At 61.4% G+C, this 25,253-nt stretch carries 24 protein-coding genes and 1 pseudogene; 4 read left to right on the top strand and 21 right to left on the bottom strand.

The genetic code is table 11. From position 1 onward, the window contains the following. Positions 1–40: 40 nt before the first annotated feature. The 17 genes and pseudogenes from minE to NMA58_RS29315 form a co-directional block, all read right to left on the bottom strand. Complete coding sequence (gene minE / locus NMA58_RS29235; RefSeq protein ID WP_011428260.1) at positions 41–301, bottom strand: cell division topological specificity factor MinE; 261 nt, start codon at positions 299–301, stop codon at positions 41–43. After that, positions 298–1,113 carry a septum site-determining protein MinD gene (minD, locus tag NMA58_RS29240; protein ID WP_064684611.1) on the bottom strand — a complete coding sequence of 272 codons (816 nt, stop codon included), beginning with the start codon at positions 1,111–1,113 and terminating at the stop codon, positions 298–300. The genes minE and minD overlap by 4 nt, the downstream gene beginning before the upstream one ends. A 31-nt stretch (positions 1,114–1,144) precedes the next feature. Then, on the bottom strand, positions 1,145–1,870 hold the full coding sequence (gene minC / locus NMA58_RS29245) for a septum site-determining protein MinC (protein ID WP_064713342.1): 726 nt from the start codon (positions 1,868–1,870) through the stop codon (positions 1,145–1,147). A 209-nt stretch (positions 1,871–2,079) separates the two neighbouring features. Beyond that, positions 2,080–2,681: pseudogene (locus NMA58_RS29250) on the bottom strand (methyl-accepting chemotaxis protein). Between the two features lie 170 nt (positions 2,682–2,851). Next, positions 2,852–4,189 carry an NAD(P)-binding domain-containing protein gene (locus NMA58_RS29255; RefSeq protein WP_434714596.1) on the bottom strand — a complete coding sequence of 446 codons (1,338 nt, stop codon included), beginning with the start codon at positions 4,187–4,189 and terminating at the stop codon, positions 2,852–2,854. Positions 4,190–4,297: 108 nt separating this feature from the next. After that, positions 4,298–5,338 carry a heme-dependent oxidative N-demethylase family protein gene (locus tag NMA58_RS29260; RefSeq protein ID WP_434714597.1) on the bottom strand — a complete coding sequence of 347 codons (1,041 nt, stop codon included), beginning with the start codon at positions 5,336–5,338 and terminating at the stop codon, positions 4,298–4,300. 25 nt (positions 5,339–5,363) lie between these two features. Continuing rightward, a complete protein-coding gene (locus NMA58_RS29265) occupies positions 5,364–6,329 on the bottom strand; it encodes a PDR/VanB family oxidoreductase (protein ID WP_434714598.1) in 966 nt (321 codons plus the stop codon). Continuing rightward, on the bottom strand, positions 6,326–6,931 hold the full coding sequence (locus NMA58_RS29270; RefSeq protein WP_434714599.1) for a dimethylamine monooxygenase subunit DmmA family protein: 606 nt from the start codon (positions 6,929–6,931) through the stop codon (positions 6,326–6,328). The genes NMA58_RS29265 and NMA58_RS29270 overlap by 4 nt, the downstream gene beginning before the upstream one ends. 11 nt (positions 6,932–6,942) lie before the next feature. Further along, on the bottom strand, positions 6,943–8,076 hold the full coding sequence (locus NMA58_RS29275) for an aminomethyltransferase family protein (protein WP_434714600.1): 1,134 nt from the start codon (positions 8,074–8,076) through the stop codon (positions 6,943–6,945). Positions 8,077–8,167: 91 nt separating this feature from the next. Further along, positions 8,168–9,067 carry a bifunctional methylenetetrahydrofolate dehydrogenase/methenyltetrahydrofolate cyclohydrolase FolD gene (gene folD, locus NMA58_RS29280; RefSeq protein WP_434714601.1) on the bottom strand — a complete coding sequence of 300 codons (900 nt, stop codon included), beginning with the start codon at positions 9,065–9,067 and terminating at the stop codon, positions 8,168–8,170. 3 nt (positions 9,068–9,070) lie between these two features. Continuing rightward, the gene (gene purU / locus NMA58_RS29285) at positions 9,071–9,955 is read right to left on the bottom strand and encodes a formyltetrahydrofolate deformylase (RefSeq protein WP_434714602.1); all 885 of its coding nucleotides are present in this window, start codon (positions 9,953–9,955) and stop codon (positions 9,071–9,073) included. 89 nt (positions 9,956–10,044) lie between these two features. Next, a complete protein-coding gene (gene glnT, locus NMA58_RS29290) occupies positions 10,045–11,352 on the bottom strand; it encodes a type III glutamate--ammonia ligase (protein WP_434714603.1) in 1,308 nt (435 codons plus the stop codon). A gap of 79 nt (positions 11,353–11,431) precedes the next feature. Further along, entirely contained in the window at positions 11,432–12,760 is a 1,329-nt protein-coding gene (locus NMA58_RS29295; RefSeq protein ID WP_285195083.1) for an FMN-binding glutamate synthase family protein, read from the bottom strand. Between the two features lie 14 nt (positions 12,761–12,774). Continuing rightward, entirely contained in the window at positions 12,775–13,461 is a 687-nt protein-coding gene (locus tag NMA58_RS29300; RefSeq protein WP_434714604.1) for a protein GlxC, read from the bottom strand. 58 nt (positions 13,462–13,519) lie between these two features. Beyond that, positions 13,520–14,425: a class II glutamine amidotransferase gene (locus NMA58_RS29305; protein WP_434714605.1), complete on the bottom strand. Its 906-nt coding sequence runs from the start codon at positions 14,423–14,425 to the stop codon at positions 13,520–13,522. Positions 14,426–14,514: 89 nt separating this feature from the next. Beyond that, on the bottom strand, positions 14,515–15,198 hold the full coding sequence (locus NMA58_RS29310; protein ID WP_085781211.1) for a helix-turn-helix domain-containing protein: 684 nt from the start codon (positions 15,196–15,198) through the stop codon (positions 14,515–14,517). Positions 15,199–15,277: 79 nt separating this feature from the next. Beyond that, on the bottom strand, positions 15,278–16,237 hold the full coding sequence (locus tag NMA58_RS29315) for a GlxA family transcriptional regulator (RefSeq protein WP_434714606.1): 960 nt from the start codon (positions 16,235–16,237) through the stop codon (positions 15,278–15,280). Positions 16,238–16,323: 86 nt separating this feature from the next. Between NMA58_RS29315 and NMA58_RS29320 the strand changes: the two genes are divergently transcribed. The 4 genes from NMA58_RS29320 to NMA58_RS29335 are packed head-to-tail and all read left to right on the top strand — an operon-like array spanning position 16,324 to position 21,361. Next, positions 16,324–17,574 carry a sarcosine oxidase subunit beta family protein gene (locus tag NMA58_RS29320; protein ID WP_221114407.1) on the top strand — a complete coding sequence of 417 codons (1,251 nt, stop codon included), beginning with the start codon at positions 16,324–16,326 and terminating at the stop codon, positions 17,572–17,574. A gap of 13 nt (positions 17,575–17,587) precedes the next feature. Next, positions 17,588–17,869 carry a sarcosine oxidase subunit delta gene (locus NMA58_RS29325; protein WP_434714607.1) on the top strand — a complete coding sequence of 94 codons (282 nt, stop codon included), beginning with the start codon at positions 17,588–17,590 and terminating at the stop codon, positions 17,867–17,869. Continuing rightward, entirely contained in the window at positions 17,866–20,820 is a 2,955-nt protein-coding gene (locus NMA58_RS29330) for a sarcosine oxidase subunit alpha family protein (protein ID WP_434714608.1), read from the top strand. The genes NMA58_RS29325 and NMA58_RS29330 overlap by 4 nt, the downstream gene beginning before the upstream one ends. Beyond that, complete coding sequence (locus NMA58_RS29335) at positions 20,813–21,361, top strand: sarcosine oxidase subunit gamma family protein (RefSeq protein WP_430958942.1); 549 nt, start codon at positions 20,813–20,815, stop codon at positions 21,359–21,361. The genes NMA58_RS29330 and NMA58_RS29335 overlap by 8 nt, the downstream gene beginning before the upstream one ends. Positions 21,362–21,503: 142 nt before the next feature. On the opposite strand, the gene NMA58_RS29340 is transcribed toward NMA58_RS29335, so the two are convergent. The 4 genes from NMA58_RS29340 to NMA58_RS29355 form a co-directional block, all read right to left on the bottom strand. Continuing rightward, positions 21,504–21,920, bottom strand: a complete 417-nt coding sequence (locus tag NMA58_RS29340) for a hypothetical protein (protein ID WP_434714609.1) — start codon at positions 21,918–21,920, stop codon at positions 21,504–21,506. A gap of 78 nt (positions 21,921–21,998) precedes the next feature. Beyond that, positions 21,999–22,418, bottom strand: a complete 420-nt coding sequence (locus tag NMA58_RS29345; protein ID WP_434714610.1) for a hypothetical protein — start codon at positions 22,416–22,418, stop codon at positions 21,999–22,001. 479 nt (positions 22,419–22,897) lie between these two features. After that, positions 22,898–24,175 carry an L-fuconate dehydratase gene (locus NMA58_RS29350; RefSeq protein ID WP_434714611.1) on the bottom strand — a complete coding sequence of 426 codons (1,278 nt, stop codon included), beginning with the start codon at positions 24,173–24,175 and terminating at the stop codon, positions 22,898–22,900. 80 nt (positions 24,176–24,255) lie between these two features. After that, positions 24,256–24,990 carry an SDR family oxidoreductase gene (locus tag NMA58_RS29355; protein WP_085781217.1) on the bottom strand — a complete coding sequence of 245 codons (735 nt, stop codon included), beginning with the start codon at positions 24,988–24,990 and terminating at the stop codon, positions 24,256–24,258. Positions 24,991–25,253 lie beyond the last annotated feature (263 nt).

Here is a 25,253-nt window from a genome sequence, read left to right on the forward strand (position 1 = left end):
CCGATCGTCAGCGCGACCGCCGTCCTCCTGAATCTTGCCCTCAAGCTGCCTGCACGGCCGCGTTCAGCGGGATTTCCACGTCGATCTCAAGAGTGGAGACAAACTCGTTGCGGTCGATCGTCACCTGCACCTTGTCGTGGTCGAGCTCGACATGCTTGGCGATGACCGCAAGGATTTCCTCGCGCAGCAGCGAAACTAGGTCCGATCCTGCCGATGAGCGTTCGTGTGCAAGGAGCACCTGCAAGCGTTCGCGGGCGGCGGGTGCCGTTCTCTGCTTGTTGAAAAGACGGAAGATATTCATGCTGCCCTCCGTCCGAAGATCTTGCCGAAAAGATTGCGCTTTTCCTCGGGAATGGTGATCGGCAAGGTTTCGCCGGCGAGCCGGCGAGCGGCATCGAAATAAGCCATCGCAGCCGCGCTGCGGCTTTCCGCCAGCGTGACCGGCGCACCGATGTTGGAGGCGCGCAGCACATCCATGCTCTCAGGCACGATGCCGAGGAGCGGGATGGAGAGGATCTCGAGGACGTCGTCGACCTTCAACATGTCGCCGCGTTCGGCGCGGTTGGCGTCATAGCGGGTGAGCAGCAGATGCTTTTCCATCCGCTCGCCGCGTTCGGCCTTGGCGGTCTTGGCGTCGAGCAGGCCGATGATCCGGTCTGAATCGCGCACCGACGAGACTTCCGGATTGGTGACGACCACGGCGACATCGGCATGGCGCATGGCAAGTGTCGCGCCGCGCTCGATCCCGGCGGGGCTGTCGCAGATGATCCAGTCGAAGTAGCGCTTCAGATCGTTGATGACGCGCTCGACACCCTCGGCCGTCAGATTGTCCTTGTCGCGGGTTTGAGAGGCCGGCAGCAGGAACAGCGTCTCCAGCCGCTTGTCGCGGATCAGGGCCTGGGTGAGCTTCGCGTCGCCCTGGATGACATTGATCAGGTCGTAGACGACCCTGCGCTCTGCGCCCATCACGAGATCGAGATTGCGCAGGCCGACGTCGAAATCGACGACGACGACCTTTTCATTGCGTTGCGCCAGCGCCGCTCCCAATGCGGCGGTCGAAGTCGTCTTTCCGACCCCGCCCTTGCCTGACGTGACGACGATCACTTTCCCCATTTCTCTCTCCTTTGCCGTGGCCGCAGCCGAGTCAGATCAGTTTTTCCGCCATGATCGCGTCCTCTTCGAGCCAGAGCTGGACAGCCTGTCCGCGAAGATTGGGGGCCATGTCTTCCGCCATTTTGTAGATGCCGTCGATCGCCACCAGCTCGGCCTCGAGCTTGCGGCAAAAGATCCGCGCCGATGCGTTTCCGATGGAGCCCGCCATGGCCCGGCCGCGCAACGCGCCGTAGATATGGACGGAGCCGCCGGCGATCACTTCCGCGCCCGAGGCGACCGAGCCGACGATGGTGACGTCGCCTTCCGGGAAGATCACCGACTGCCCCGAGCGCACCGGTTCCCTGATGACGATGGATTGCGTTGTCGTTACCGGGCGGGTCTCGGTCGCTGTTGGCTTGGCCACCGGATCGGCAGGCTCGTTCGCCTGAACCTCGATATCGGAAGCGGAGCGGCCGCCTTTCAGTGCCGGAGGCATGCCCGCGCCGAGGATCGAAGGGCGCGCGCCCTCGATACCCATGATGCTAACATTGCGCTTGGCAAGTTCGGCGATGAGGTCCTTCAGCTGCGGCCGGTCGATTTGCAGGTCCGTCAAATCGAGAACGACAGGCCGCCCCAGGAAGAAGCCGGCCGAACGGGCAGCCAGATCGTCCAATCTGGTCAACCAATCATCGATCGGCAGGTCCGGGGACAGCATGACCGCCAGGAAAGAGCGGCCCTTGATGCGGATAGAGCGAGCGTCTGTTAGCACTTTGGTCATCTGTGTGAAGAAATCGTTGACCATGTCTACCGCTAGTATGGTTAACAAAAAGTTAACGCGGCCCTAACATTACCGATAATGCGATGAGGTTCTTCACCCGCAGGATTTCTGCAAATCATTGGAAAACCACGATATTGCAGTTCGCGCGGGACGGTTAACAATGCGGGCTATCGACGTGAGCCGCGAATCTGCCGCTGCTCGCGTAGCGCTCAGCAATCCGGCTTGCGTTGCGCGTTGGAAATGGCGCGTGCGGCCTCCTCCGAGGAGTTGGCGAGGGTGCGCATCTCGGCTGCAAGCACGGCAAAGCCTGACCCTGCCGTGCCGGCACGGGCCGCCTCGATACCGGCATTGACGGCGAGCAGCTTCAGGTAGCGCAGCGATTGCAGGTCTCGTTGGTCTTCGAGGCGGTGACGCGCATGTCGGCGGTCTGTTCGTCGATTCGCTGATAGAGCGATTCGATATTGATGATGCTGCCCTCGAGATAGAGAAGTTCACCCTTCTCGTCCCAGATGCCACCACCGGTTTCGGTCACCCAGATGAGATGGCCCTTGGCGTGGCGGATGCGGTATTCCATCGTCCAGTCCGTCCGTTGCTCAAGCGCCTGCCCGACCACCTCGTCCATCAAAGGCACGTCTTCGTCGTACATGATCGAGGTGAAGGTCCGCGCGCGATTGCCGATGATCTCGTCGGCGGGGTAACCGAAGATACGCTCGATGCCGTTGGTCATCTCGAGCATCGTGTAGTTTTCGTCGGCGCGGCAGCGGTAGAGAAAACCGTTCATGCGCCCGAGAATGCTCGTTTGAAAATCCATGAAGGCCACATCCGAAGAGAAGATTGCAAAGCGATTGATGCCGTCTCGTTGTGTCAACGCATCCGTGATCGCAAAACCGCTGCACATTTTGCGCGAGATGCGTAAAGGACCGGGTCATAATGCGGGCGGAGAGTGCATGGATACCCTCCTCCCGCAATGGAGGCCCACCGTCAGTTGCGCAGATATTCCTCCATGGAATCGTCGAGCGCATCGACCCAAGGCGTGTGATGCGTCGGCGACATGTTGCCGGTCATCAGCGACCGGTAGGCATGGTCGCGGAAGCCCATGATGTTGTGGGCCTTGTGGTGTTCCCACTCCATGAACGTCCGGTTGGTGCCTTCGATGTCGAAGGAGGGATAATCGGTCTCGGCGAGCAGTTCCTTCACATAGTCGCCCTGATACCAGATCATCTGCTCGGCATCCTCGAGCGTCTCCTCGCGGGCGCGCCAAATGTCGAAATTCGCCTTCAGTTCCTCTTCCGGCGGGAGGGTGATGCGGCCCATCATCACGTCGCGCGCCCACCAGGCCTGCACGTCGAACATGTTGAAGGTATAGAACTGGTCCTGCATGCCGATATAGAAGAGTTGCGGGTTCTTGTCGAAGATCACGCCCTTGTAGAGGCTGTCGGCCCACAGTCGGTTGGCCGTCTTCAGCCGGAGATCGTCGGGCAGGAAGGGGAAGTGGTGCTGGTATCCGGTGCACAGGATCAGAGCATCGACCTCCTTGGTCGAGCCGTCGAGGAAATGCGCCGTGCGGTTTTCGAGCTTGGTCAGCAGCGGCCGTTCTTCGAAATTCTCAGGCCATTTGAAGCCCATCGGCTTTGAACGGTAGCTCGTCGTCACCGATTTCGCGCCGTATTTCCAGCATTGCGAACCGATGTCTTCGGCCGAATAGCTGCGGCCGACGATCAGAATGTCCTTGCCCTTGAATTCAAGCGCGTCGCGGAAATCATGGGCGTGCAGGACGCGGCCGTTAAAGGTCTTCACGCCCTCGAAATAGGGCACGTTCGGCGTCGAGAAGTGACCGGTCGCGACGACGACATAATCGAATTCCTCGTCATACATCCGGTCCTCGATCCGGTTATGCGCCGTCACCGTGAATTTCTTCGTGGCCTCATCGAAGCGGACCATGCGCACCGGCGTGCTGAAGCGCACCCAGTGTCGGACATTCGCTTTCTCGACGCGGCCCTTGATATAGTCCCAGAGCACAGCGCGCGGCGGGTAGGAGGCGATCGGCTTGCCGAAATGTTCCTCGAAGGAATAATCGGCGAATTCGAGGCATTCCTTCGGACCGTTCGACCATAGGTAGCGATACATGCTGCCATGGACCGGTTCGCCATATTCGTCGAGGCCGGTGCGCCATGTATAGTTCCAGAGCCCGCCCCAGTCCGACTGCTTTTCGAAGCAGACAATCTCCGGGATTTCGGCGCCCTTCTGGGCAGCCGATTGAAAGGCGCGCAGCTGCGCAAGCCCGGAAGGACCGGCACCGATCACGGCTACTCTTGTCATGAAGCATTCCCCTCTTGATTATATAGCATCGTCTCCTGGATAACTCCTCGAATTAAAATCGAAGGAGGATGTAATTATCCAGAAATTCAGGATGTTAAGGCATTTCTCTCAGTCCGGATAAATACCGGGGCTGGTCGGAGCCCCGTCGTCATATTTGGAAAGCCAGTCGATCGTGGTCTCGCGGTAGCGGGTGAGGCCCTTATAGTCGATGAGTTCCGGCGGCAGCGTCTTCAGCACCCGCGGGAAGCGCCGCGCCCATTTCGGCACGGTGACGAGTTCTTCCATGTTCATCAGGTAGCAGCGGATGACAAAAAGGATGGCGTTGGAGCGCGGCAGGCGCCAGAGGCTTTGCAGCTCGACCCGCAGATGCACCTTCTCACCGACATTGTCCGGCGTCACCGTCGTGCGGTCGGGGCCCCATTTGTGATAATTCTCCGGGCTGGTGTCGAGCCGCGGATTGATCGTCATCGTCCAGTTGAAGCGCCGTGTCGGCTTGCCCTGTTGCAGGTTCAGGAGGAATTTCAGCGCCCGGTCGAAGACGCCGATCTGATGGGCGAGCGGCACCGGCCCGTGCCATTCCATGAAGTTCATGCCGATGTCGAAATCGAGCGACCAATCGGCCTGCGTCGTCACCATGCCGGCATCCATCCACAAATTGCCGTCGCGCTGGTCGACGATGCAGAAATCGCCCTGGGCCTGGCGGGTGATATATTCGAAGGGTTCATAGGGCAGCGTCGAGGCATCGCCGAAGGTGAAGCTGTCGTCGATGCCGAGCGGCCGGTTGATCCAGCGCCACTGGTCGCCCTTGCGGATCAGCGTGAAGTGGTCGGGATAACCCGCCGCCTGCTCTTCCATCAGAAGTTCGAGCGTATCCCATTGCGCACTCATCATGTGCGGCAGCGCCTGGTAGCGCAACGGATCTTCCTTCAGCACCAGCGCCCGATCCTGCATCTCGGCGACGTAATGCTCGTCAACATCGATCAGGTTTTCGTAGACGGTGCCCGCCCGGCCGCGCACATGCGGCTCCATGTTGACCGAATACATGTATTCGTCGCGGTCGAACGGAAACGGGAAACGGCGGATGTTTCCGGGGCTGTTCCGATAACTGAAATCGTCCCGGAATGTTTCTTGCTTGAAGGCGATTGCCATGTCCGGTCTCCTTTTTCCAATGCCGTCAGAGATCAAGATGCAGCGTGTTTCCCTCGAAGCGGGAAACACAGATCATCACCTTGCTGCCGGATGCCTTTTCTTCGCTTGTCAGATAGACGTCGTTGTGCAGCAGTTTGCCCTCGCAGACGGCGACCGCCGTTTCGCATTGACCGCAGGCGCCGCCGCGACAGAGGAAGGGGGCGTCGACGCCGGCCGCCTCGATCGCTTCCAGCATGCTTTCGTGATGGCCGACCCTCACGGTCTTGCCGGAGCGTAGAAGCTCGATCGTGAAGGGTTTCCCGGGCAGAGAGGAAAGAAACCGTTCCGAATGCAGGTTCTGCTCCGGCCAGCCGGCATCGAGCCCCGCTTTCATCACGCCGTCGATCATGCCGGAGGGGCCGCAGACATAGAGATGCGTGCCGAGCGGCTGGCACTCGAGCAGACGCGTCAGCGGGATGGCGCTGCCTTCCGCGTCGCAATAGATCTTGATGCGATGCGGACCGTAGCGCTCCAGGAGTTCCCGCCAGTAGGCGCCGCGGTCGCGTGTTCGGATGGCGTAATGGAGCTCGAAGGCGGCGCCTTCGCGGGAAAACTGCTCCATCATCGCAATGAAAGGGGTAATGCCGATGCCCCCGGCGATCAGAAGATGCTTGCGCCCGCGCCAGTCGGGCTGGAACAGGTTGACGGGATAGCTGACCTTCAGCTCGTCGCCTTCGTTGACCTTCTCATGCATGAAGGTGGAGCCGCCGCGTGAATCCTCGACATGCAGCACGCTGATCTCATAGGCCGCGCAATCATGCGGCGGCGACATCAGCGAATAGGCATTGCGGCGCATATGGCCGCCATCGTTCATCGAGACGATGATATGGGCGCCGCCTGAAAAATACGGCATCGGCTTGCCATCCAGTCGCTCGAAGCGGAAACGCTTGACACGCTCGGCGATCGGAGTGATCCGCGCTACGCGCACGGGAATTTCAGTGCCGCCGCTCAAAGGAACAACTCCTCTGGCTGAGGCGCGCTGCCTGGCTCTTCAGCGTCGATGTTGACGCCCTGGAATGCGGCGAGCCGCCGCGAATAGTGATCGCGGACGAGAAGCGTCAGCCCGCAATGGCTGCAGGCGAAGGGGCTGGTGGTGACGTCGTCCGTGATGCCCTTGCAATGGACGCATTGTACCCGCCTGGCCAGCGAGCCGCGATGCTCGGTGACGATGGAGGCGTGATCCATGCCGTAATCAAGCGCCACGAGCATCGCCTGGCCGATGAAGCCTTCCGTCCCGGAGATATAAAGCCGGGTGCCCATATGGGCCGTCCCAAGCGAGCCCTTCAGCCGGAAGAGCAGCGTTGCGATCGTCGGCGCCGTGAAGAACATGTCGGCGCCGAGCCGGCGCAGGGACTCATCGAGGCCGGACCCTTGAGAACCGCGGGCGACATAGAGGATTTCGCTGCGGGAAAGAGCCGTGTCGTCAAGCGCGGGTTGCTGATCGAGGAGAGCCTTGGCGCCCTCCCCTTCGAGTGCGAAAATGTGCCGCCGGGCGCGCGGCTGGATGGTCAGGCCCCTATAGACTGGTCGGCTCTTGATGCCTGCAACGAGCATTGGCGTGCTCCCTAACCTACGGCAATCCTCTTCTTCTTCTCCGGATCGTCGAAGGGAAGCGTATGGGCGGTGGCGCTTGCCTTGACGGTCTTGCCGCGGACTTCGAGTTTCGTCCCGTGCACCGCCTTGTCAACGTCGAGGCGAGCGATCGCCATGGATTTCTTGGTCAGTGAGGAATAGCTTGGGCAGGTGATGACGCCGACCTTCTTGCCGTCGGCAAAGACCTCGTCGCCGAGATCGGCCGGTCCGTCGGCGTCAATCAGCATGCCGAAGATCTTGAAGCGCTCCTTGCCCTTGAGGCGCGCATGTTCCTCGGCGCCGCGGAAGCCCGTCTTGCCGGGGCTGACGGTAAAATCGAGGCCGAGTTCCCAGAGACTGTCGCCGGGCGGCTGGTCGGCGAAAGGATACATTTGCGAATTGTCGTAGGGGTAGAACAGCAGGTAGCTTTCGACGCGCAGCATGTCGAGGACCGAGAAGCAGCAGGGGATGATGCCCATCTCCTTGCCTTCCGAGACGATCCTGTCCCAGACCATCACGGCGTCCTGGCCGCGCACGAAGATCTCGTAGCCGCGCTCGCCGGTATAGCCGGTGCGCGAGATCATCACGGGCGCGCCGAACAGCGTCGTCTGCATGTGGTGGAAATATTTGAGGTCGCGGATGCCGGTCACGTATTTGGCGAGGTAGTCGACCGCAAGCGGACCCTGAAGCGACAGGTCATGCAGGTCGTCGTCGAAGAGTACCGCGCAATTGCGGCCCGCCGCCTGCTTGACGACTTCCTCGTGACCGGAGCCGGATCCATGCACAAGCATCCAGGAATTCGGGCCGGTGCGATAGACAATGCAATCGTCGGTAAAGTGGCCGCGGTCGTTCAGCATGGTCGCGTAAACCGAGCGGCCGGGATAGATCTTCGTCAGGTCGCGGGTCGTGATGTAGTCGAGGACGGCGATGGCGTGCGGGCCGACCAGATGCACCTTCTTCAGCCCCGAGACATCCATGATGCCGGCCTTGGTGCGGACCGCGACATGCTCTTCCGACATGTCCTTCTCGTAGGTCCAGGCGGTTCCCATACCGCTCCAGTCTTCGAGCTTCGATCCCAGAGCGCGATGCCGATCCGCCAAGGCGGAGAAACGCCATGATAGAGCCATTTCCGTTCCCTCTTATTTCCTCTACGGAATATTTATTTCCTGACTATATAAATCTTTCGCGTCATGGCAAGCCCGCCAGACGGCATTCCACTCAAAACTTTGGCGTCACCTGCCCTGCAGCGCGGTGAGCGGCGATGACGGTGTTGGCCATCAGCATGGCGATGGTCATCGGCCCGACGCCGCCCGGAACCGGCGTGATGGTGCTGGCGATCTCGGAGACTTCGCGGAAGGCCACGTCGCCGACGAGCCGGGTCTTGCCCTCGCCCTTCTCAGGAGCCGGGACGCGATTGATGCCGACATCGATCACCGTCGCGCCGGGCTTGACCCAGTCGGCCCTGACCATCTCCGGCCGGCCGACGGCGGCGACCAGAATATCGGCATTGCGGCAGACCTCGGCGAGGTTCCTGGTTCTGGAGTGAGCCATCGTCACCGTCGCATTGGCGTTGAGCAGCAATTGCGCCATCGGCTTGCCGAACAGATTGGAACGGCCGATGACGACGGCGTTGAGCCCGGAGAGATCCTCGCCATGGGTGCGGCGGACGAAGACCATGGCGCCGGCCGGCGTGCAGGAGACCAGCCCGGTCTTCAGGTCGCCGGTGGCGAGCTTGCCGGCATTGACGACGCTGAGGCCATCGACATCTTTTTCGGGCAGGATCGACTGGATGATCGGCTCACTGTCGAGCGGCTTCGGCAAGGGCAGCTGCACCAGGATGCCGTGGATCGACGGATCGGCATTAAGCGTGGCGACAAGCGCTGCGAGCTCTTCCTGCTTCGTGTCCGCCGGCAGCGTGTGCTGAACGGACTTGAAACCGCACTCCCTGGCAATGCGGCTCTTGGACCCTACATAGGCATGGCTCGCCGGATCGTCGCCGACGATGATGACCGCGAGGCCGGTGGTAACGCCACTCATCTTTTCCAACGCTGCTGTCGCACTCTTGACGGTCTGAATGACCGATGCAGCAACAAGTTTGCCGTCGATGACCTCGACCATCTCTCAGCCCATGCGTTCTGAGGCGTAGCTTCCGGGGCTGGCCGGGAAGACGACTGTGCGATTGCCGTTGATGAAGGTGCGGTGATGGATATGGGCGTGGATGGCGCGCGCCAGCACCTGGCTTTCGACGTCGCGGCCGATCGAGACATAGTCGTCGGGCGACTGCGCATGGGTGATGCGGGCGGTGTCCTGCTCGATGATCGGGCCTTCGTCGAGGTCGGCGGTGACGTAATGGGCGGTCGCGCCGATCAGCTTGACGCCGCGCTGATAGGCCTGCTTGTAGGGGTTGGCGCCCTTGAAGCTCGGCAGGAAGGAGTGGTGGATGTTGATGATCTTGCCCGACATCTGCTTGCAGAGCTGGTCGGAGAGAACCTGCATGTAGCGGGCAAGCACGATCAGTTCGGTGCCGGTCTGCTCGACGAGGTCGACGAGCTGGGCTTCGGCCTGCGGCTTGTTCTCCTTGGTCACCTTGATGTGGTGGAAGGGGATGTCGTGATTGACCACAACCTTCTGGTAGTCGAAATGGTTGGAGACGACGCCGACAATGTCGATCGGCAGGGCGCCGATCTTCCAGCGGTAGAGCAGGTCGTTGAGGCAATGGCCGAAGCGCGACACCATCAACAGCACCTTCATGCGGCTCTCGCTGTCGTGGAAGTCGTATTCCATCTCGAAGGGCGCGGCGACGGCGGCAAAATCGGCGCTGATTGCGGAACCGGAAAGTCCTTCCTCGGAAATGAAGCTGACGCGCATGAAGAACCTGCCGGTATCGAGATCGTCGAACTGGCTGGAGTCGATGATGTTGCAACCCTTCTCGGCCAGATAGCTCGAAATCGCTGCGACGATGCCGCGCGTCGACTTGCAGGATACGGTAAGTATGAAGCTCTTCATGCTGTCTCTTCCTTCGCCCTTTCAGGTACAGAGAGTCCGGTCATGCCGAGCTGTCCAACCCGGCATGGCGAAGACGTCGGTCCGGCTGCTCAGATGTCGAGCGTGCTGTCGCGTTCCCACTGGGTGAAATGCGAGCAGTAGGCATTCCATTCCAGGTGCTTGAGCTTGAGATAGGCGGAGGAAAACTCAGCCCCGATTGCCGCCTTCAAGCCCTCGTCGGCATCAAAGGCGCGCAGCGCATCGAGCAGGTTGAGCGGCAGGCGCGGCGCATCCTTCACCAGGTGGCCCTCGGCATACATATCGATATCATAATGCTGGCCTGGGTCCGCCTGGCTGCGGATGCCGTCGAGGCCGGCCGCAATGATGATCGCCTGTAGGAGGTATGGATTGACCGCGCCGTCCGGCAGGCGCAGCTCGAAGCGCCCCGGTCCCGGCACGCGCACCATGTGAGTGCGGTTGTTGCCCGTCCACGTCACGGTGTTCGGCGACCATGTCGCGCCCGAGGTGGTGCGCGGCGCGTTGATGCGCTTGTAGGAATTGACCGTCGGATTGGTGATCGCGGCCAGCGCCGAAGCATGCTTCATGATGCCGCCGAGGAAGGTTTTACCCTGAGCCGACAGCCCAAAGGCCATTTCCTTGTCCGCGAAGGCGTTTACCCTGCCATCGACGTCCCAGACCGAGATGTGCGCATGGCATCCGTTTCCGGTCAGGCCCTTGAAGGGCTTCGGCATGAAGGTAGCGCGAAGGCCGTGCTTTTCGGCGACCGATTTGACCATGAACTTGAAGAAAGAGTGCTTGTCGGCGGTCTTCAGGACATCGTCATATTCCCAGTTCATCTCGAACTGGCCGTTCGCATCCTCGTGGTCGTTCTGATAGGGCTTCCAGCCGAGCTCCAGCATATAGTCGCAGATCTCGGCGATGACATCGTATCGACGCATCACGGCCTGCTGGTCGTAGCAAGGCTTCTCGGCGGTATCGAACTGGTCTGAAATCACCGAACCGTCAGCAGAGATGAGAAAGAATTCGGGCTCCACGCCGGTCTTTACCCGAAGTCCTTCCTTCGCAGCTTCAGCCACCAGTCTTTTCAGCACGACACGCGGTGCCTGTTCGACAGACCGTTCGTCCATGACGCAGTCGGCGGCGACCCATGCGACGTCCTTCTTCCAGGGCAATTGGATGACGGAGGAAGGATCGGGAACAGCAAACAGGTCCGGATGGGCCGGCGTCAGATCGAGCCAGGTTGCAAAGCCTGCAAAACCGGCGCCATCCTTCTGCATGTCGGCGATGGCTTCCGCGGGGACCAGCTTGGCGCGTTGACCGCCGAACAGGTCGGTATAGCTGATCATGAAATATTTGATGCCTTTGTCTCTCGCAAAAGCAGCAAGGTCCAGTGTCATTCTCGTTCCCCTTTGGATTTCTTCGAGACACTTTGGTTATGGATATGAGACGGCCGGGATATTGCCCGGCCGGTAGAAATCAGAAGCCTCCCTTGCCAGGGATCCAGTTGGTACCGGCGAGCGGCACCTGCGCCATGGCCGATGCCTCGATCGTCAATGCAACGAGGTCTTCCGGCTCGAGATTGTGCAGGTGGTTCTTACCACAGGCGCGTGCGATAGTCTGAGCCTCGAGCGTCATGACCTTGAGGTAGTTGGCGAGGCGGCGGCCGGCCGCAACCGGGTCGAGGCGTTGTGCCAGTTCTGGGTCCTGGGTGGTGATGCCCGCCGGATCCTTGCCTTCATGCCAATCGTCATAGGCGCCGGCCGTGGTGCCGAGCTTCTGATATTCCTCTTCCCAGCGTGGATCGTTGTCGCCGATGGCGACGAGCGCCGCCGTGCCGATCGCGACCGCGTCGGCGCCTAGCGCCAGCGCCTTCGCCACGTCGGCGCCCGAGCGGATGCCACCCGAAATGATCAGCTGCACCTTTCGGTGCATGCCGAGATCCTGCAGCGCCTGGACGGCCGGACGTATGCAGGCGAGCGTCGGCATGCCGACATTTTCGATGAAGACATCCTGGGTCGCCGCAGTGCCGCCCTGCATACCGTCGAGCACCACGACGTCGGCGCCAGCCTTCACGGCAAGAGCGGTGTCGTAATACGGACGCGCGCCGCCGACCTTGACGTAGATCGGCTTTTCCCAGTCAGTGATCTCGCGCAGCTCCATGATCTTGATTTCCAGATCATCGGGGCCCGTCCAGTCCGGATGGCGGCAGGCCGAGCGCTGGTCGATGCCCTTCGGCAGGTTGCGCATATTGGCGACGCGGTCGGAGATCTTCTGGCCGAGCAGCATGCCGCCGCCGCCGGGCTTGGCGCCCTGGCCGACGACGACTTCGATTGCGTCGGCGCGGCGCAGGTCCTTCGGGTTCATGCCGTAGCGCGACGGCAGATATTGGTAGACCAGCGTCTGCGAATGACCGCGTTCCTCATCCGTCATGCCGCCGTCGCCTGTCGTGGTCGACGTGCCTGCGATCGTCGCACCCCGGCCGAGCGCTTCCTTGGCGTTGCCGGAAAGCGCGCCGAAACTCATGCCGGCGATGGTGATCGGCGTCTTGAGCGTGATCGGCTTCTTGGCGAAGCGCGAGCCGAGCACCACTGTCGTATCGCACTTCTCGCGGTAGCCTTCGAGCGGATAGCGCGAGATGGAGGCGCCGAGAAACAGCAGATCGTCGAAATGCGGAACCTTGCGTTTGGTGCCGGCGCCGCGGATGTCATAGATGCCGGTGGCGGCCGCGCGGCGGATTTCGGCGAGCGTATAGTCGTCGAAAGTCGCGGACTTGCGTGGCGGGGTATAGGGGTTGTGATAGCTCATGAGTGTCCCTCGCCTCAGTACGCGTCTGCGTTGTCGATGTTGAAATTGTAGAGCTTGCGGGCGGAGCCGTAGCGTTTGAACTCTTCGGGTCTGACGTCCGTCACGCCTGCCTTGTCGAGCAGTTCGGCAAGCTTTTCCAGATGCTCCGGCCGCATCTCTTTCTCGATACAGTCGGAGCCGAGGCTCTTGACCTCACCGCGGACGAACAGCTTGGCTTCGTAGAGCGAATCCCCGAGCGCATCGCCAGCGTCGCCAAGGACGACGAGATGGCCGGACTGACCCATGAAGGCCGACATGTGGCCGATGCTGCCGTGTACAACGATGTCGATGCCCTTCATCGAAATGCCGCAGCGCGAGGCGGCATTGCCCTTGATGACGAGCAGGCCACCCCGGCCGGTCGCGCCGGCATACTGGCTGGCGTCGCCCTCGATGACGACGGTGCCGGACATCATGTTTTCGGCAACACCCGGTCCAGCCGAGCCATGAACCGTAATCTTGCCGCCGTCATTCATGCCGGCGCAGTAATAGCCGACAGATCCCCTGACAGCGACCGTCACCGGGCTGTCGATCCCGACGGCGACGGCATGGCTGCCGCGCGGGTTGATGACCTCGAATTGAGTGTCGTTGGCGCCTTTGGAAAGGGCGTGCAGCGCGCTGTTCAGTTCGCGCAGAGGCGTGTTGGAAAGATCGAATGTCGGCATTGAATCCTCGTTGGTCCGGGAGACGGCCTGCGCCGCCTCTTGGCGTTCAGGCGCGCCCTCAGGCGGCCTTGTCGTGATCCCAGAAGTAGACGGTTGCCGGCTCCGGCTCCCAGACGCGGGCATTCTCGATGCCGGGAAGATTGACCAGCGCGCGGTATTCCGAACCGAAGGCGACATATTGCTCCGTCTCGGCCATGACGGCGGGCTTGCAGGCGATCGGGTCGCGCACCACGCCGAAGCCGGATTTGGTGCCGACGACAAAGGTGAAGAAGCCGTCGAGGTCGTCGAGCGCGCCGGTCAGCGCCTGGCCGAGATCCTTGCCCTTGGCCATTTCGGCCGTCAGATAGGCGGCGGCGACTTCGGAATCGTTCTGCGTTTCGAAAGTCATGCCCTCGCGGACCAACTCGCGACGCAGGTTGTTATGGTTGGACAGCGAGCCGTTGTGCACAAGGCACTGGTCGGCGCCGGTTGAGAATGGGTGGGCGCCGAGGGTGGTGACCGCGGATTCGGTCGCCATGCGGGTATGGCCGATGCCGTGGGTCCCGCTCATCGCGCGGACGCCAAACCGCGCCACGACATCTTTTGGGAGACCGATTTCCTTGTAGATTTCGACGCTCTCACCCGAGCCCATAAGGCGGACTGCCGGGCGAATCCGTTCGAGCGCCTCGCGCACTGCTCCAAGCTTGCAGGCATCAAGCTCAATGACCGCGTGCGTGCTCTTGATCCACACATGGGCCTTGATGCCGGCTGCCTCGAGGTCAGTGGCGAGGCCCTCGAAGTCCGCGCCTGGATTGCTGGACTGGATAGTGATTTTCGCCTTGCCCTCTGCGGAGCCGCCATAGATCGCGATACCAGCCGAGTCCGGCCCGCGATCCGTCATGGTGATCAGCATATCCGAAAGCAGGTTTCCGAGCTGAGGCTCAAGGCTTTTGTCCTTGAGGAACAATCCAACAATGCCGCACATCGCCTGTGCCTCCTTTCATGTTGAGAAAGGACTAGCAGGTCTATGTATGGACTTCAACTGGTAGGAATAAACTTTTCTTCTAAGGCAACTCAGCTTCGCGAGTTCTGCTGGGGATAGCTGATAATCGAGAGGTACCTGCTCGGCAGTTTTACCAGTTGCTCCGGCCCATGCGGCGCATCGGCGTCGAAGAACAGGCTGTCGCCCGGCTGCATCTGGAAAAGCTGGTCGCCGTGGCGGTAGATGACCTCGCCTTCGAGCATGTAGAGAAACTCCATGCCCTCATGCTGGAAGGTCGGGAAAACATCGGAATCGGCCGTCAGCGTGATGAGATAAGGCTCGACGATGACGCCGCTGGTGTTGTTGTCGATATGGCCGAGCAGATTATATTGATGGCCGGCGCGGGTGCCGCGCCGTTCCAGCTCGACGCCCTGCCCCGCTTTGACGAAGACGGCATTGCGCGGCTCCTCGTAGCGGCGAAAAAAGGCCGTCAGCGGCACGCCGAGCGCCCTCGACAATGACTGCAGCGTCGTCAGCGACGGCGAGATGTTGCCGTTCTCGATCTTCGACAGCATGCCGAGCGAAATGCCGGTCGCAGCCGCGAGATCGGTGACGGTGATGCCGAGTTTCTTGCGGTAGGCCCGCACCTCATGGCCGATCGCCATTTCGAGGTTGTTTTCCTTCGGTTCGCGAACGGCGTGCGGGTCCTGGGAAAAGGGGGTGCGTCCGCCCTGCGCCTGTTCCGGTTGGTCTGCCGCTTCACCTTTGGCTTTCATCGGATTTACTGCTGCCTTCTCTTTTGGGTCAAGGCAACGCTTATCGCCATAGTGAAAATTTCTCAACCGTGAAGAAAACTTATTCCCGCCGCGCCTCTCGCGGGGCGATGCCGTAGACGACACGGAACATCCGGGAAAAATGGCTGAGGCTGGAAAAACCGGTGGCAACAGCGATCTCCGAGACGGAAAGCGGGCTCTGCTTCAGCAGGCGATGGGCATGCTGAAGCCTGATCCTGCGGTATTGATCGAGGAAGCTGGTGCCGAGATGGGCCGCAAAGAGCCGGTCGAGATGGCGGGTGGTGACACCGGCGATTCGCGCCATTGCGGCGCGCTCGAGCGGCATCTCGATCGTCTCCTCCATCCGTTCGAGAACGCTGAGCAGGCCAGGGTGGTGGACACCGTATCGCTCGGCGAGAGACGCACGCTGCGGAGCAGCGGGTTCGTTGACCTCGGTGTGAAGATACCAGTCGCTGACCCGGCGGGCGAAATCCGGCCCCATCCGCTCGGCGATCAGCACATGCATCATGTCAAGTGGAGCGACACCGCCGCCGCAGGTGATCCTGTTGCCGTCGATCACGAAGCGCGCCTGGCGCGGCGTGAGATCCGGGAAGGCTTCGAGAAGGGCGGCCGCATGCTCCCAATGGATAGTGAAGTCGCGGCCCCCAAGCAGTCCGGCGGCGGCCATCAGATAGGGGCCGCCGGAAATGCCGCCGATCCGCATGCCTTCGCGCGACAACTGCCTCAGGCAGGCAAGCACGCTAGGATATCGCCAATCCCGAGGCAAGCCGCCGGCGCAGACGAAGGCGGTACTAAGGCCCGATCCCCTCATGGGAAGGGGATCGGCGGGCACGCTGACGCCGGAGGAGGAAAGGGCCGGCGCCCCATCCGGCGAATAGGTGGAGACACGATAGATCTCGCGGCCAGCCAGCAGATTTGCCGCCCGCAGCGGCTCCGTCGCCGAGGCATAGGACATCAGCGCAAATCCCGGAATCAGCATGAAGCCGATCGTCTGAACATTTCTGCTATCAAGTGAGGACATGTCCCTTTCTTAGCGACATATGTCCGTTTTGTGCAAGTCTCGCCGATTCTTTCTGGCATCATGCAGCTGTTCTTTCCGGGTGACACATGCGCTATTCCGCTCTTTCGATTTTTCTGAACGGCCTTCGCGGCAACAAGGGCTGGGCGCCCGCCTGGCGCGATCCGGCGCCGAAGCCGCATTACGACGTCGTCATCGTTGGTGGCGGCGGTCATGGTCTGGCCACTGCCTATTATCTTGCCAAGGAGTTCGGCATCACCAATGTCGCCGTCCTGGAAAAGGGCTATCTCGGCTCCGGTAATATCGGCAGGAACACCACGATCATCCGTTCCAACTACCTGCTGCCTGGCAACAATCCCTTCTACGAACTGTCGATGAAGCTTTGGGAAGGGCTGGAGCAGGACTTCAACTTCAACGCCATGGTCTCGCAGCGCGGCGTGTTGAACCTCTTCCATTCCGACGCGCAGCGTGACGCCTATACGCGTCGCGGCAACGCCATGCGGCTGCACGGCGTCGATGCCGAGTTGCTCGACCGGCAGGCCGTGCGCAGGAAATTGCCCTTTCTCGATTTCGACAATGCCCGTTTCCCGGTCATGGGTGGTTTATACCAGCCGCGCGGTGGCACGGTGCGCCATGACGCGGTCGCCTGGGGTTATGCCCGCGGCGCCGACAGCCGCGGCGTCGATATCATCACCCAATGCGAGGTCACCGGCATTCGCACGGAAAATGGTGAAGTCACAGGCGTCGAGACTAGCAGAGGCTTCATCGGCTGCGGCAAGCTGGCGCTGGCGGCGGCCGGCAATTCCACCGTGGTCGCCGATATGGCCGGCCTTCGCCTGCCGATCGAAAGCCATGTGCTGCAGGCCTTCGTCTCCGAAGGGCTGAAACCCTTCATCGACAATGTCGTCACTTTCGGCGCCGGTCATTTCTACGTCTCCCAGTCCGACAAGGGCGGCCTCGTCTTCGGCGGCGACATCGACGGCTATAATTCCTATGCGCAGCGCGGCAATCTCGCTTCGGTCGAGCATGTCGCCGAAGCCGGGGTCGCGATGATCCCGTCGCTGTCGCGCGTGCGTTATCTCCGCTCCTGGGGCGGGGTGATGGATATGAGCATGGACGGCTCGCCGATCATCGACCGCACCCATATCGACAATCTCTACCTCAATAGCGGCTGGTGTTACGGCGGCTTCAAGGCCACGCCCGCCTCCGGCTTCTGCTACGCCCATCTGATCGCCCGCAACACGCCGCACCAGACGGCCCGCGCCTTCCGGCTCGATCGTTTCGCGCGCGGCTATCCGATCGACGAAAAGGGCGTTGGCGCCCAGCCCAATCTGCACTGAGGACATTTAAACGATGGCGAGCCTGATTTCATGTCCCCATTGCGGCGTCCGGCCCAAGGAGGAATTCTCGATCCGCGGCGATGCGAACCTTGTCCGGCCGGCGCCGGATGCCGGGGCGGATGCCTGGTACGAGTACGTCTACCTGCGCGACAATCCGAAGGGCCGCCACAGCGAATATTGGCACCATTCCTCCGGATGCCGCCGCTGGCTGATCGTCGAGCGTGACACCGTCACCCATGCGGTCCACGGCGTCAGGGATGCCGCCCTTGCCAAGCTCGGCGGAGAACCGGTATGACGAGCTTCCGTCTTTCCTCCGGCGGTCGCATCGACCGCGACAAGACACTCGGCTTCACCTTTGACGGCAAGGCGCTGCAAGGCCATCCGGGCGACACGCTCGCCTCGGCGCTGCTTGCCAACGGTATCCAGCTCGTCGGACGCAGCTTCAAATATCACCGCCCGCGCGGCATTCTGACGGCGGGGGCCGCCGAACCGAACGCGCTGGTGACGACAGGCAGCGGTGGGCGCACCGAACCGAATACGCGCGCGACGATGATCGAACTCTATCAGGGGCTGACGGCCATGAGTCAGAACCGCTGGCCGTCGCTCGGCTTCGATGTCGGCGCGGTCAACGGCCTGCTCTCACCTTTCCTCAGCGCCGGCTTCTACTACAAAACCTTCATGTGGCCGGCAGCGCTCTGGGAAAAGCTCTACGAGCCGGTAATCCGCAAGGCTGCGGGCCTCGGCAGAGCCTCTTACGAGGCTGATCCCGATTCCTATGAGAAATGCTGGGCGCATTGCGATCTACTGGTGATCGGCGCCGGCCCTGCCGGCCTTGCTGCAGCGCTGACCGCCGGCCGCGCCGGCGCACGTGTCATTCTTGCAGATGAGGGATCCGAACTCGGCGGCAGCCTGCTTTGCGAAAGCGGCGCAGTTGACGGCAAGCCGGAGGGGAGCCTTCTCGGCGAGCTGCTTGCCGAGCTGGAGGGCCTGGAAAATGTGCGCCGCCTGCCACGCACGACTGTTTTCGGCTGGTACGACGACAGTGTTTTCGGAGCCGTCGAGCGCGTCCAAAAGCATTTAGCGCTGCCCGATCCGGATCGTCCGGTGGAACGGCTGTGGCGCATCATTGCCCGGCAGGCGATTCTTGCGACGGGGGCCGAGGAACGACCGCTGGTCTTCGGCGGCAACGATATTCCCGGCGTGATGATGGCAGGCGCCATGCGCAGCTATCTCAATCGGCAGGCGGTCGCGCCAGGCCAAAGCACGGTGATCTTCACCACCAACGATACCGGATATCACACCGCCGGCGACCTTGAAGCCGCCGGCCTTCGAGTTGCGGCGATCGTCGACAGCCGAGCCGATGGCGGCGAGAGCTGGCCGGGCCGCGCCGAGGTGCTGAGGGGCGCGCGGATTATCGATGCCCATGGCGGCAGGCGTCTGCGCGGCGTCAGCGTCAAAACCGAAGAGGGTGTTCGCCGGATCGAAGCCGATGCGCTTGCCGTGTCGGGCGGCTGGAGCCCGATCATCCATCTTGCCTGCCATCGCGGCGGCAAACCGCAATGGTCGCGGGAGGCCGCGGCATTCCTGGCGCCGGCTGCGCAGGATGGTCTGGCCGTTGCCGGCTCGGCTGCCGGCCTTGCGCAGATTGCCGCCTGCCTCGGCGATGGAGCGGGAAAGGCTGCCGCCGCATTGAAGGCAATCGGCATTGCAGCGGAACCGGCCTTTGCCTCAGCCACCGAGACGGCACAGCGCGCGAAGCCGCTCTGGTCGGTCAAAGGCTCGAAGGGCAAGGCTTTCGTCGATTACCAAAACGACGTGCATCTCAAGGACCTCGGCCTCGCCGTCCGCGAAGGTTACGGCCATGTCGAACTTGCCAAGCGTTACACCACATCAGGCATGGCGACCGATCAGGGCAAGCTTTCCAACGTCAACGCCATCGGCATTCTTGCCGAGGCGCGCGGCGTGTCGCCCGCCGAGGTGGGAACGACGACCTTCCGGCCCTTTTATACGCCGATCTCCTTCGGCGCTTTGACCGGGGCGTCCCGCGGCAAACATTTCCAGCCGGCGCGCAAATCGCCGCTGCACGGCTGGGCGAAAAAGAACGGCGCGGTCTTCGTCGAAACCGGCCTCTGGTACCGCTCCTCCTGGTTCCCGCGCGCCGGCGAAACGACCTGGCGCCAAAGCGTCGATCGCGAGGTGCTGAACATCCGGAAGAATGCTGGCCTCTGCGACGTCTCGACCCTTGGCAAGATCGAGATCTTCGGCCGCGATGCCGCAGCCTTCCTCGACCGCATCTATTGCAACGGCTTTGCCAAGCTGGCCGTCGGCAAGGCCCGTTACGGCATTATGCTGCGCGAGGACGGTTTCATCTATGACGACGGCACCACCAGCCGTTTCAGCGACGACCATTTCTTCATGACGACGACGACAGCGCTTGCCGCCGGCGTGCTCACCCATCTCGAATTCTGCGCACAGACGCTCTGGCCGGAACTCGACGTCTGCTTCGCCTCCTCGACCGATCAATGGGCGCAGATTGCGGTTGCCGGGCCGAAGTCGCGCGCGATCCTCTCGGAAATCGTCGACGAGGATCTTTCCGATGCGGCCTTCCCCTTCATGAGTGCCCGCAAAGTGTCGCTATTCGCAGGCAGCCTTGAAGGCCGGCTCTTCCGGATTTCCTTCTCCGGTGAACTTGCCTACGAACTCGCCGTCCCGGCCGGCTACGGCGAAAGCGTTGCCGACGCCATCATGGCATCAGGCGAAAAACACGGCATCTGCGCCTACGGCGCGGAAGCGCTCGGCGTCATGCGCATCGAAAAGGGCCACGTCACCCATGCCGAGATCAATGGCACGGTCACACCGGGCGATCTCGGCTTCGGCCGCATGGTCTCATCGACCAAGCCGGATTTCATCGGCAAGGCGATGCTCGCCCGCGAAGGCTTGCAGGATCCTGAGCGGCCGCGCCTCGTCGGGGTCAAGCCGCTCAATCCGGCAAGCGGCTTCCGCACCGGCTCGCATATCCTTGCCGAGGGCGCTGCGGCGACGCTCGAAAACGATCAAGGCTATGTCACGTCGAGCGCGTTTTCGCCGAGCCTCGGCCATACGATCGGCCTGGCGCTCGTCCGGCGCGGGCCCGACCGCATCGGCGAGAAGGTGACGGTCTGGAACGGCCTGCGCAATGAATTCACCGAGGCGGTGCTCTGCCATCCCGTCTTCATCGATCCCGAAAACGAGAAGCTCCATGCCTGATCTTCCGCAACACAGACCGGTTCTTGCCGGGGCTAGATATACCGGTATCTCAGAGGCAGACATCCGGCTGGAAGCCCAGCCGGAAGGCCACCTGCTGCATGTGCTTGGCGCAATCGAGCCGGCCACGCTTGCCGCGGAATTGGCGAAAGCGGGCCTTGCCACAAGTTCGATCCGCCAGGCGGGCTTCCGGCAATGGTTCGTTGCCGGCGACGAGCCGCTTGCCCCGGCCGGTCTTGCGGCTCTTACGGCGGCGCTCGCCGGAAAAGCCTTCGTCACAGACCAGAGCCACGGCCGCATCCGCATCGGCATTTCCGGCCGCTCCTCAAGGCTGCTTCTTTCCAAAGGCACGGCGGTCGATCTCGACGCCGGCATATTTGCGGAAGGCAGCTCTGCGATGACGATGGTCGGTCACATTTCCGTGCAGATCGCCCGCACCGGCGATGACAGCTTCGAGCTCACGGTCCTGCGCAGCTTCGCCGAAAGCCTCTGGGACGAGCTTAAGCATATGGCGGCGAGCGCCGAAAAGGATAGCGGCGCGTAACACCACCATCGACCGCGCGCTGTTCCCTCGCGCGGGTCACTGCGACGCTTGCTCGAAATGCCCGTTTTCTCTCGCCGCCGATCCAGAAGGCGCCGTCTGCAGTTGCGCGCCCCTGTGATCGATCGGCTAGTCGAAAATCCTGTCAATCAACGACAGTTATGCGTGCTGTGATCTCCCAAACGCCGGCCTCCGACTCGCTTGACTCTCGCAACCTTACTTTATCGGATCCAGTGAAGCCGGCGCCGGGCGTATAGTAAACCACCGCTCCGTCGACCTTGCGGCCATTGCATTTGAAGCGAGGATTGCTTCGTTCGAAATTCGGAAACACCTTTTCATGGACGATTTGAATCTTTCCATGTTTGCCGCCGTCCAGAATCTTTAGGCGCGGCAGGGCAGCAGACGTGCAGTCAGGATGCACGAATGACGACTGGTAAATGACGGTTCGACTGCCTGAGATGACCGTAGCGGAGGTACTCTCCTTCGTGATCTCCTGAGCTTGAGCGTGCCCTCCCTCAAGGAGAAGGAGCGCCGAATAAAAAAGTGCGTATCGCATGTTCATGGGAGGTTCCCAGCCTGGAGGTTGGATTCTGGGGCGGCGGCGTCAAAGCTCGCGATGCCGGTCGCCATCAGCGCATGACTATTCGACTACCGTAATGTTCAGGACCCCTTCGTCGACAACGCCGTTTTTATAGGACGTGCGAACGACAACCCTGTCCTTACCGACAAAGCCCTCGTCAGGCGTGTAGTAGCCTACGGTGGCGGGTACCTTTGTGCCATTGCACTTCTTATATTCGCCCTTGCCATTGGGGAACGCGAGTTCGCGCACACTCTCCACCTTGCCGTGCTTCGGCGCCTCGCGGATGCGGACCTCGGGCACTGCTCTCATGCTGCAGTCAGGATTGATGAGGAAGGCGACACCCAACCTAGTACGCTCGCCACTCGCCACGCTGACGTTCTTTTCATAGCGCGTCAAACCATCGGCAGTTACTGTCGTGCAACCAGCCAATACTGCGTTGAACGACATCGCTACGATCGATAGAAGGAATGCTTTCCTCATTGGAACCTCTGTTGTCATTGTTGATTTGGCCGGCACGCGTCGCTGCTCGACGACTGGCCCGGTCTGATGATGGTGTTTGGACGGTGAAGGGAAAGCATCTGGATAAATAAACAGTATGCGGCAAATGGAAAAAATCTGGAAACGAGAGCTAGGTTGCAATTAAAGATATCTTAAATCCAAGTTTGATTTCTTAAACAATTATCGCCTCTGAACAAGGGGGTGGCACAAAAATACCGCAGTCGTCCAGACAATCCTTGTGCCGTCGGATTGTGTAGGAATGTGTTCGACGCTGGAGATCGAAAATCTGGCAAAGATCGCAGAAAGCTCTCGGCCGCGAAGTATTGAAACTCGGCCGATACGATGATGGAACGGGCCGATTGGCCCTTTATCAAGCCAAGAAGGCGGAGCGAAGCCGCTTTGCCTGCGTCGCTTGAAAAGGGACCGGAGTCGGATGTCCATTAAAGCCTGGGATCAAGTGTCTAGCCGCGAAACGTATAGTTGCTGATCGACGCCGGTTTCATCTCGATGGAAAAGCCCGGCAGGGTCGGCGGCATATAGGCGGCGTTCTCGATCCGGCAGGGATCGAGGAAATGTTCGTGCAGGTGATCGACATATTCGATGACGCGCCCTTGCTTGGTGCCCGATACGGCGACGTAGTCGATCATCGACAGATGCTGCACATATTCGCAAAGACCGACGCCGCCGGCATGCGGCCAGACCGGCAGGCCGAACTTGGCGGCGATCAGCAGGACGGAAAGGACCTCGTTCAGCCCGCCCATGCGGCAGGAATCGATCTGGACGATGTCGATGGCGGCTTCGGCGATGAATTGCTTGAACATGATGCGGTTCTGGCACATCTCGCCGGTCGCGACCTTCACCGGGCTGATTGCCTGGCGGATCTTGCGGTGGCCGGCGACATCGTCGGGGCTTGTGGGCTCCTCGATGAAGAAGGGTTTGGCGAAAGCAAGTGCCTTGACCCAGTCGATCGCCTGGCCGACATCCCAGACCTGGTTGGCGTCGATCATCAGATAACGATCGGGGCCGATCACCTCGCGGGCGATCCGAAGGCGGCGGATATCGTCTTCCAGATCGCGGCCGACCTTCATCTTGATATGGTTGAAACCGGCATCGATCGCCTCCTGGCAGAGTCGGCGCAATTTCTCGTCCTCATAACCGAGCCAGCCGGCCGACGTCGTATAGCAGGCGTAACCTTCCTTTTCGAGAATGGCGATCCGCTCCGGCTTGCCGGCTTCCGCCTTCTTGAGAATGGCGATGGCTTCATCGTGCGTCAGCACATCGGTGAGGTAGCGGTAGTCGACAATATCGGCGATCTCTTCCGGCGACATCTCGGCGACGAGCCGCCAGACCGGCTTGCCGGCCTGTTTGGCGAGCAGATCCCAGACGGCGTTGACGACCGCACCGGTCGCCAGGTGAATGGCGCCCTTTTCGGGGCCTATCCAGCGCAGCTGGCTGTCGCTGGTCAGATGCCGCCAGAATTTGCCGGGATGGGCAAGCACCTCGCCGAGATCGGCGCCGACGACGAGGTGGCGCATCGCTTCGATCGCCATGCAGCAAATGTCGTTGCCACGGCCGATGGTGAAGGTCAGGCCATGGCCGGCAAGGCCCGGGACATCCGTGTCGAGAATGACATAGGCGGCCGAATAGTCGGGATCGGGGTTCATCGCATCGGATCCGTCAAGGCTTTGCGAGGTGGGAAAGCGGAGATCGAAAACGCGAAGGTCGGTGATGCGGGTCATGTTGTTCCTCCCGATTTATGGGGCCAATTGCGATAGCCGGGAGCGGCCGGCACTCTGCCGGCCGCCTCACGAAGCCGACGTCAGATCGTCCAGCCGCCGTCGATGGCGATCGCCTGGCCCGACGTGTAGGTGGCGCCGGCGAGATAGACGGCGAGATCGGCGATCTCTTCCGGCGAACCGAGCCGGCCCATCGGCTGGCGGGCGATGAAGGCGGCGCGGGCCGCATCGTAATCGCCCTGTGCGCGCATGCGGTCCTGCAGGGACGGACTTTCCACCGTGCCGGGGCAGATGGCATTGCAGCGGATGCCTTGAGCAACATAATCGGCGGCGACCGATTTGGTAAGGCCGATGACCGCCGCCTTGGTGACGCCATAGGCGAAGCGATTCGGCACGCCCTTGATGCTGGAAGCGACGGAGGCCATGTTGATGATCGACCCGTCCTTGCGTTCGAGCATGCCGGGCAGCACCGCCCGGATGGTGCGGATCATCGCCTTGACGTTGAGGTCGAAAGCGAATTCGAGATCGGAATCCGGCATTTCCAGGATCGAGCCGGCATGGACGAAGCCGGCGCAGTTGAACAGAACGTCCACAGTGCCGATTTCGGCGACGAGCGCGGTGACCGCATCCCCGTCGAGCACGTTGAGCTTATGGGTGAAGACGCCGGTTTCCGCGGCAAGGGTTGCCAGCGCATCGGTGTTGATGTCGGTTGCATGGACCTTGGCGCCGGCCGCGGCAAAGGCTGCCGCCGTCGCCCGGCCGATGCCCTGGCCGGCGGCGGTAATGAGAACGGTCTTGCCGGAAAGTCTGTTTGTCATGTCACGGGCCTCTTCTGGATTGTCTACATGAGACGATGCATGCGGTTATCTTGCCGAAGGCCGCGCGGTGATGGAATAGGACGTCCATCGGGGCCTGCCATTTTCTCTCTTTGCGCCTTTCGGCCGGCGTAGGGCAAGGCGCGAAGCCCCGCCTTTCGTCGTTTCTGCTGATTGGGTGTCTTCAATTATGATTTGTCTGTTTATAGACAAACAGACGATTGGCCAAGGGTCAAGCGCGCAATTTTCCTTTTCCGGCCATGGTT

Origin of the sequence: Rhizobium sp. YTUHZ045 (assembly GCF_051124255.1) — a bacterium.
In the GTDB taxonomy this organism is placed as follows: domain Bacteria; phylum Pseudomonadota; class Alphaproteobacteria; order Rhizobiales; family Rhizobiaceae; genus Rhizobium.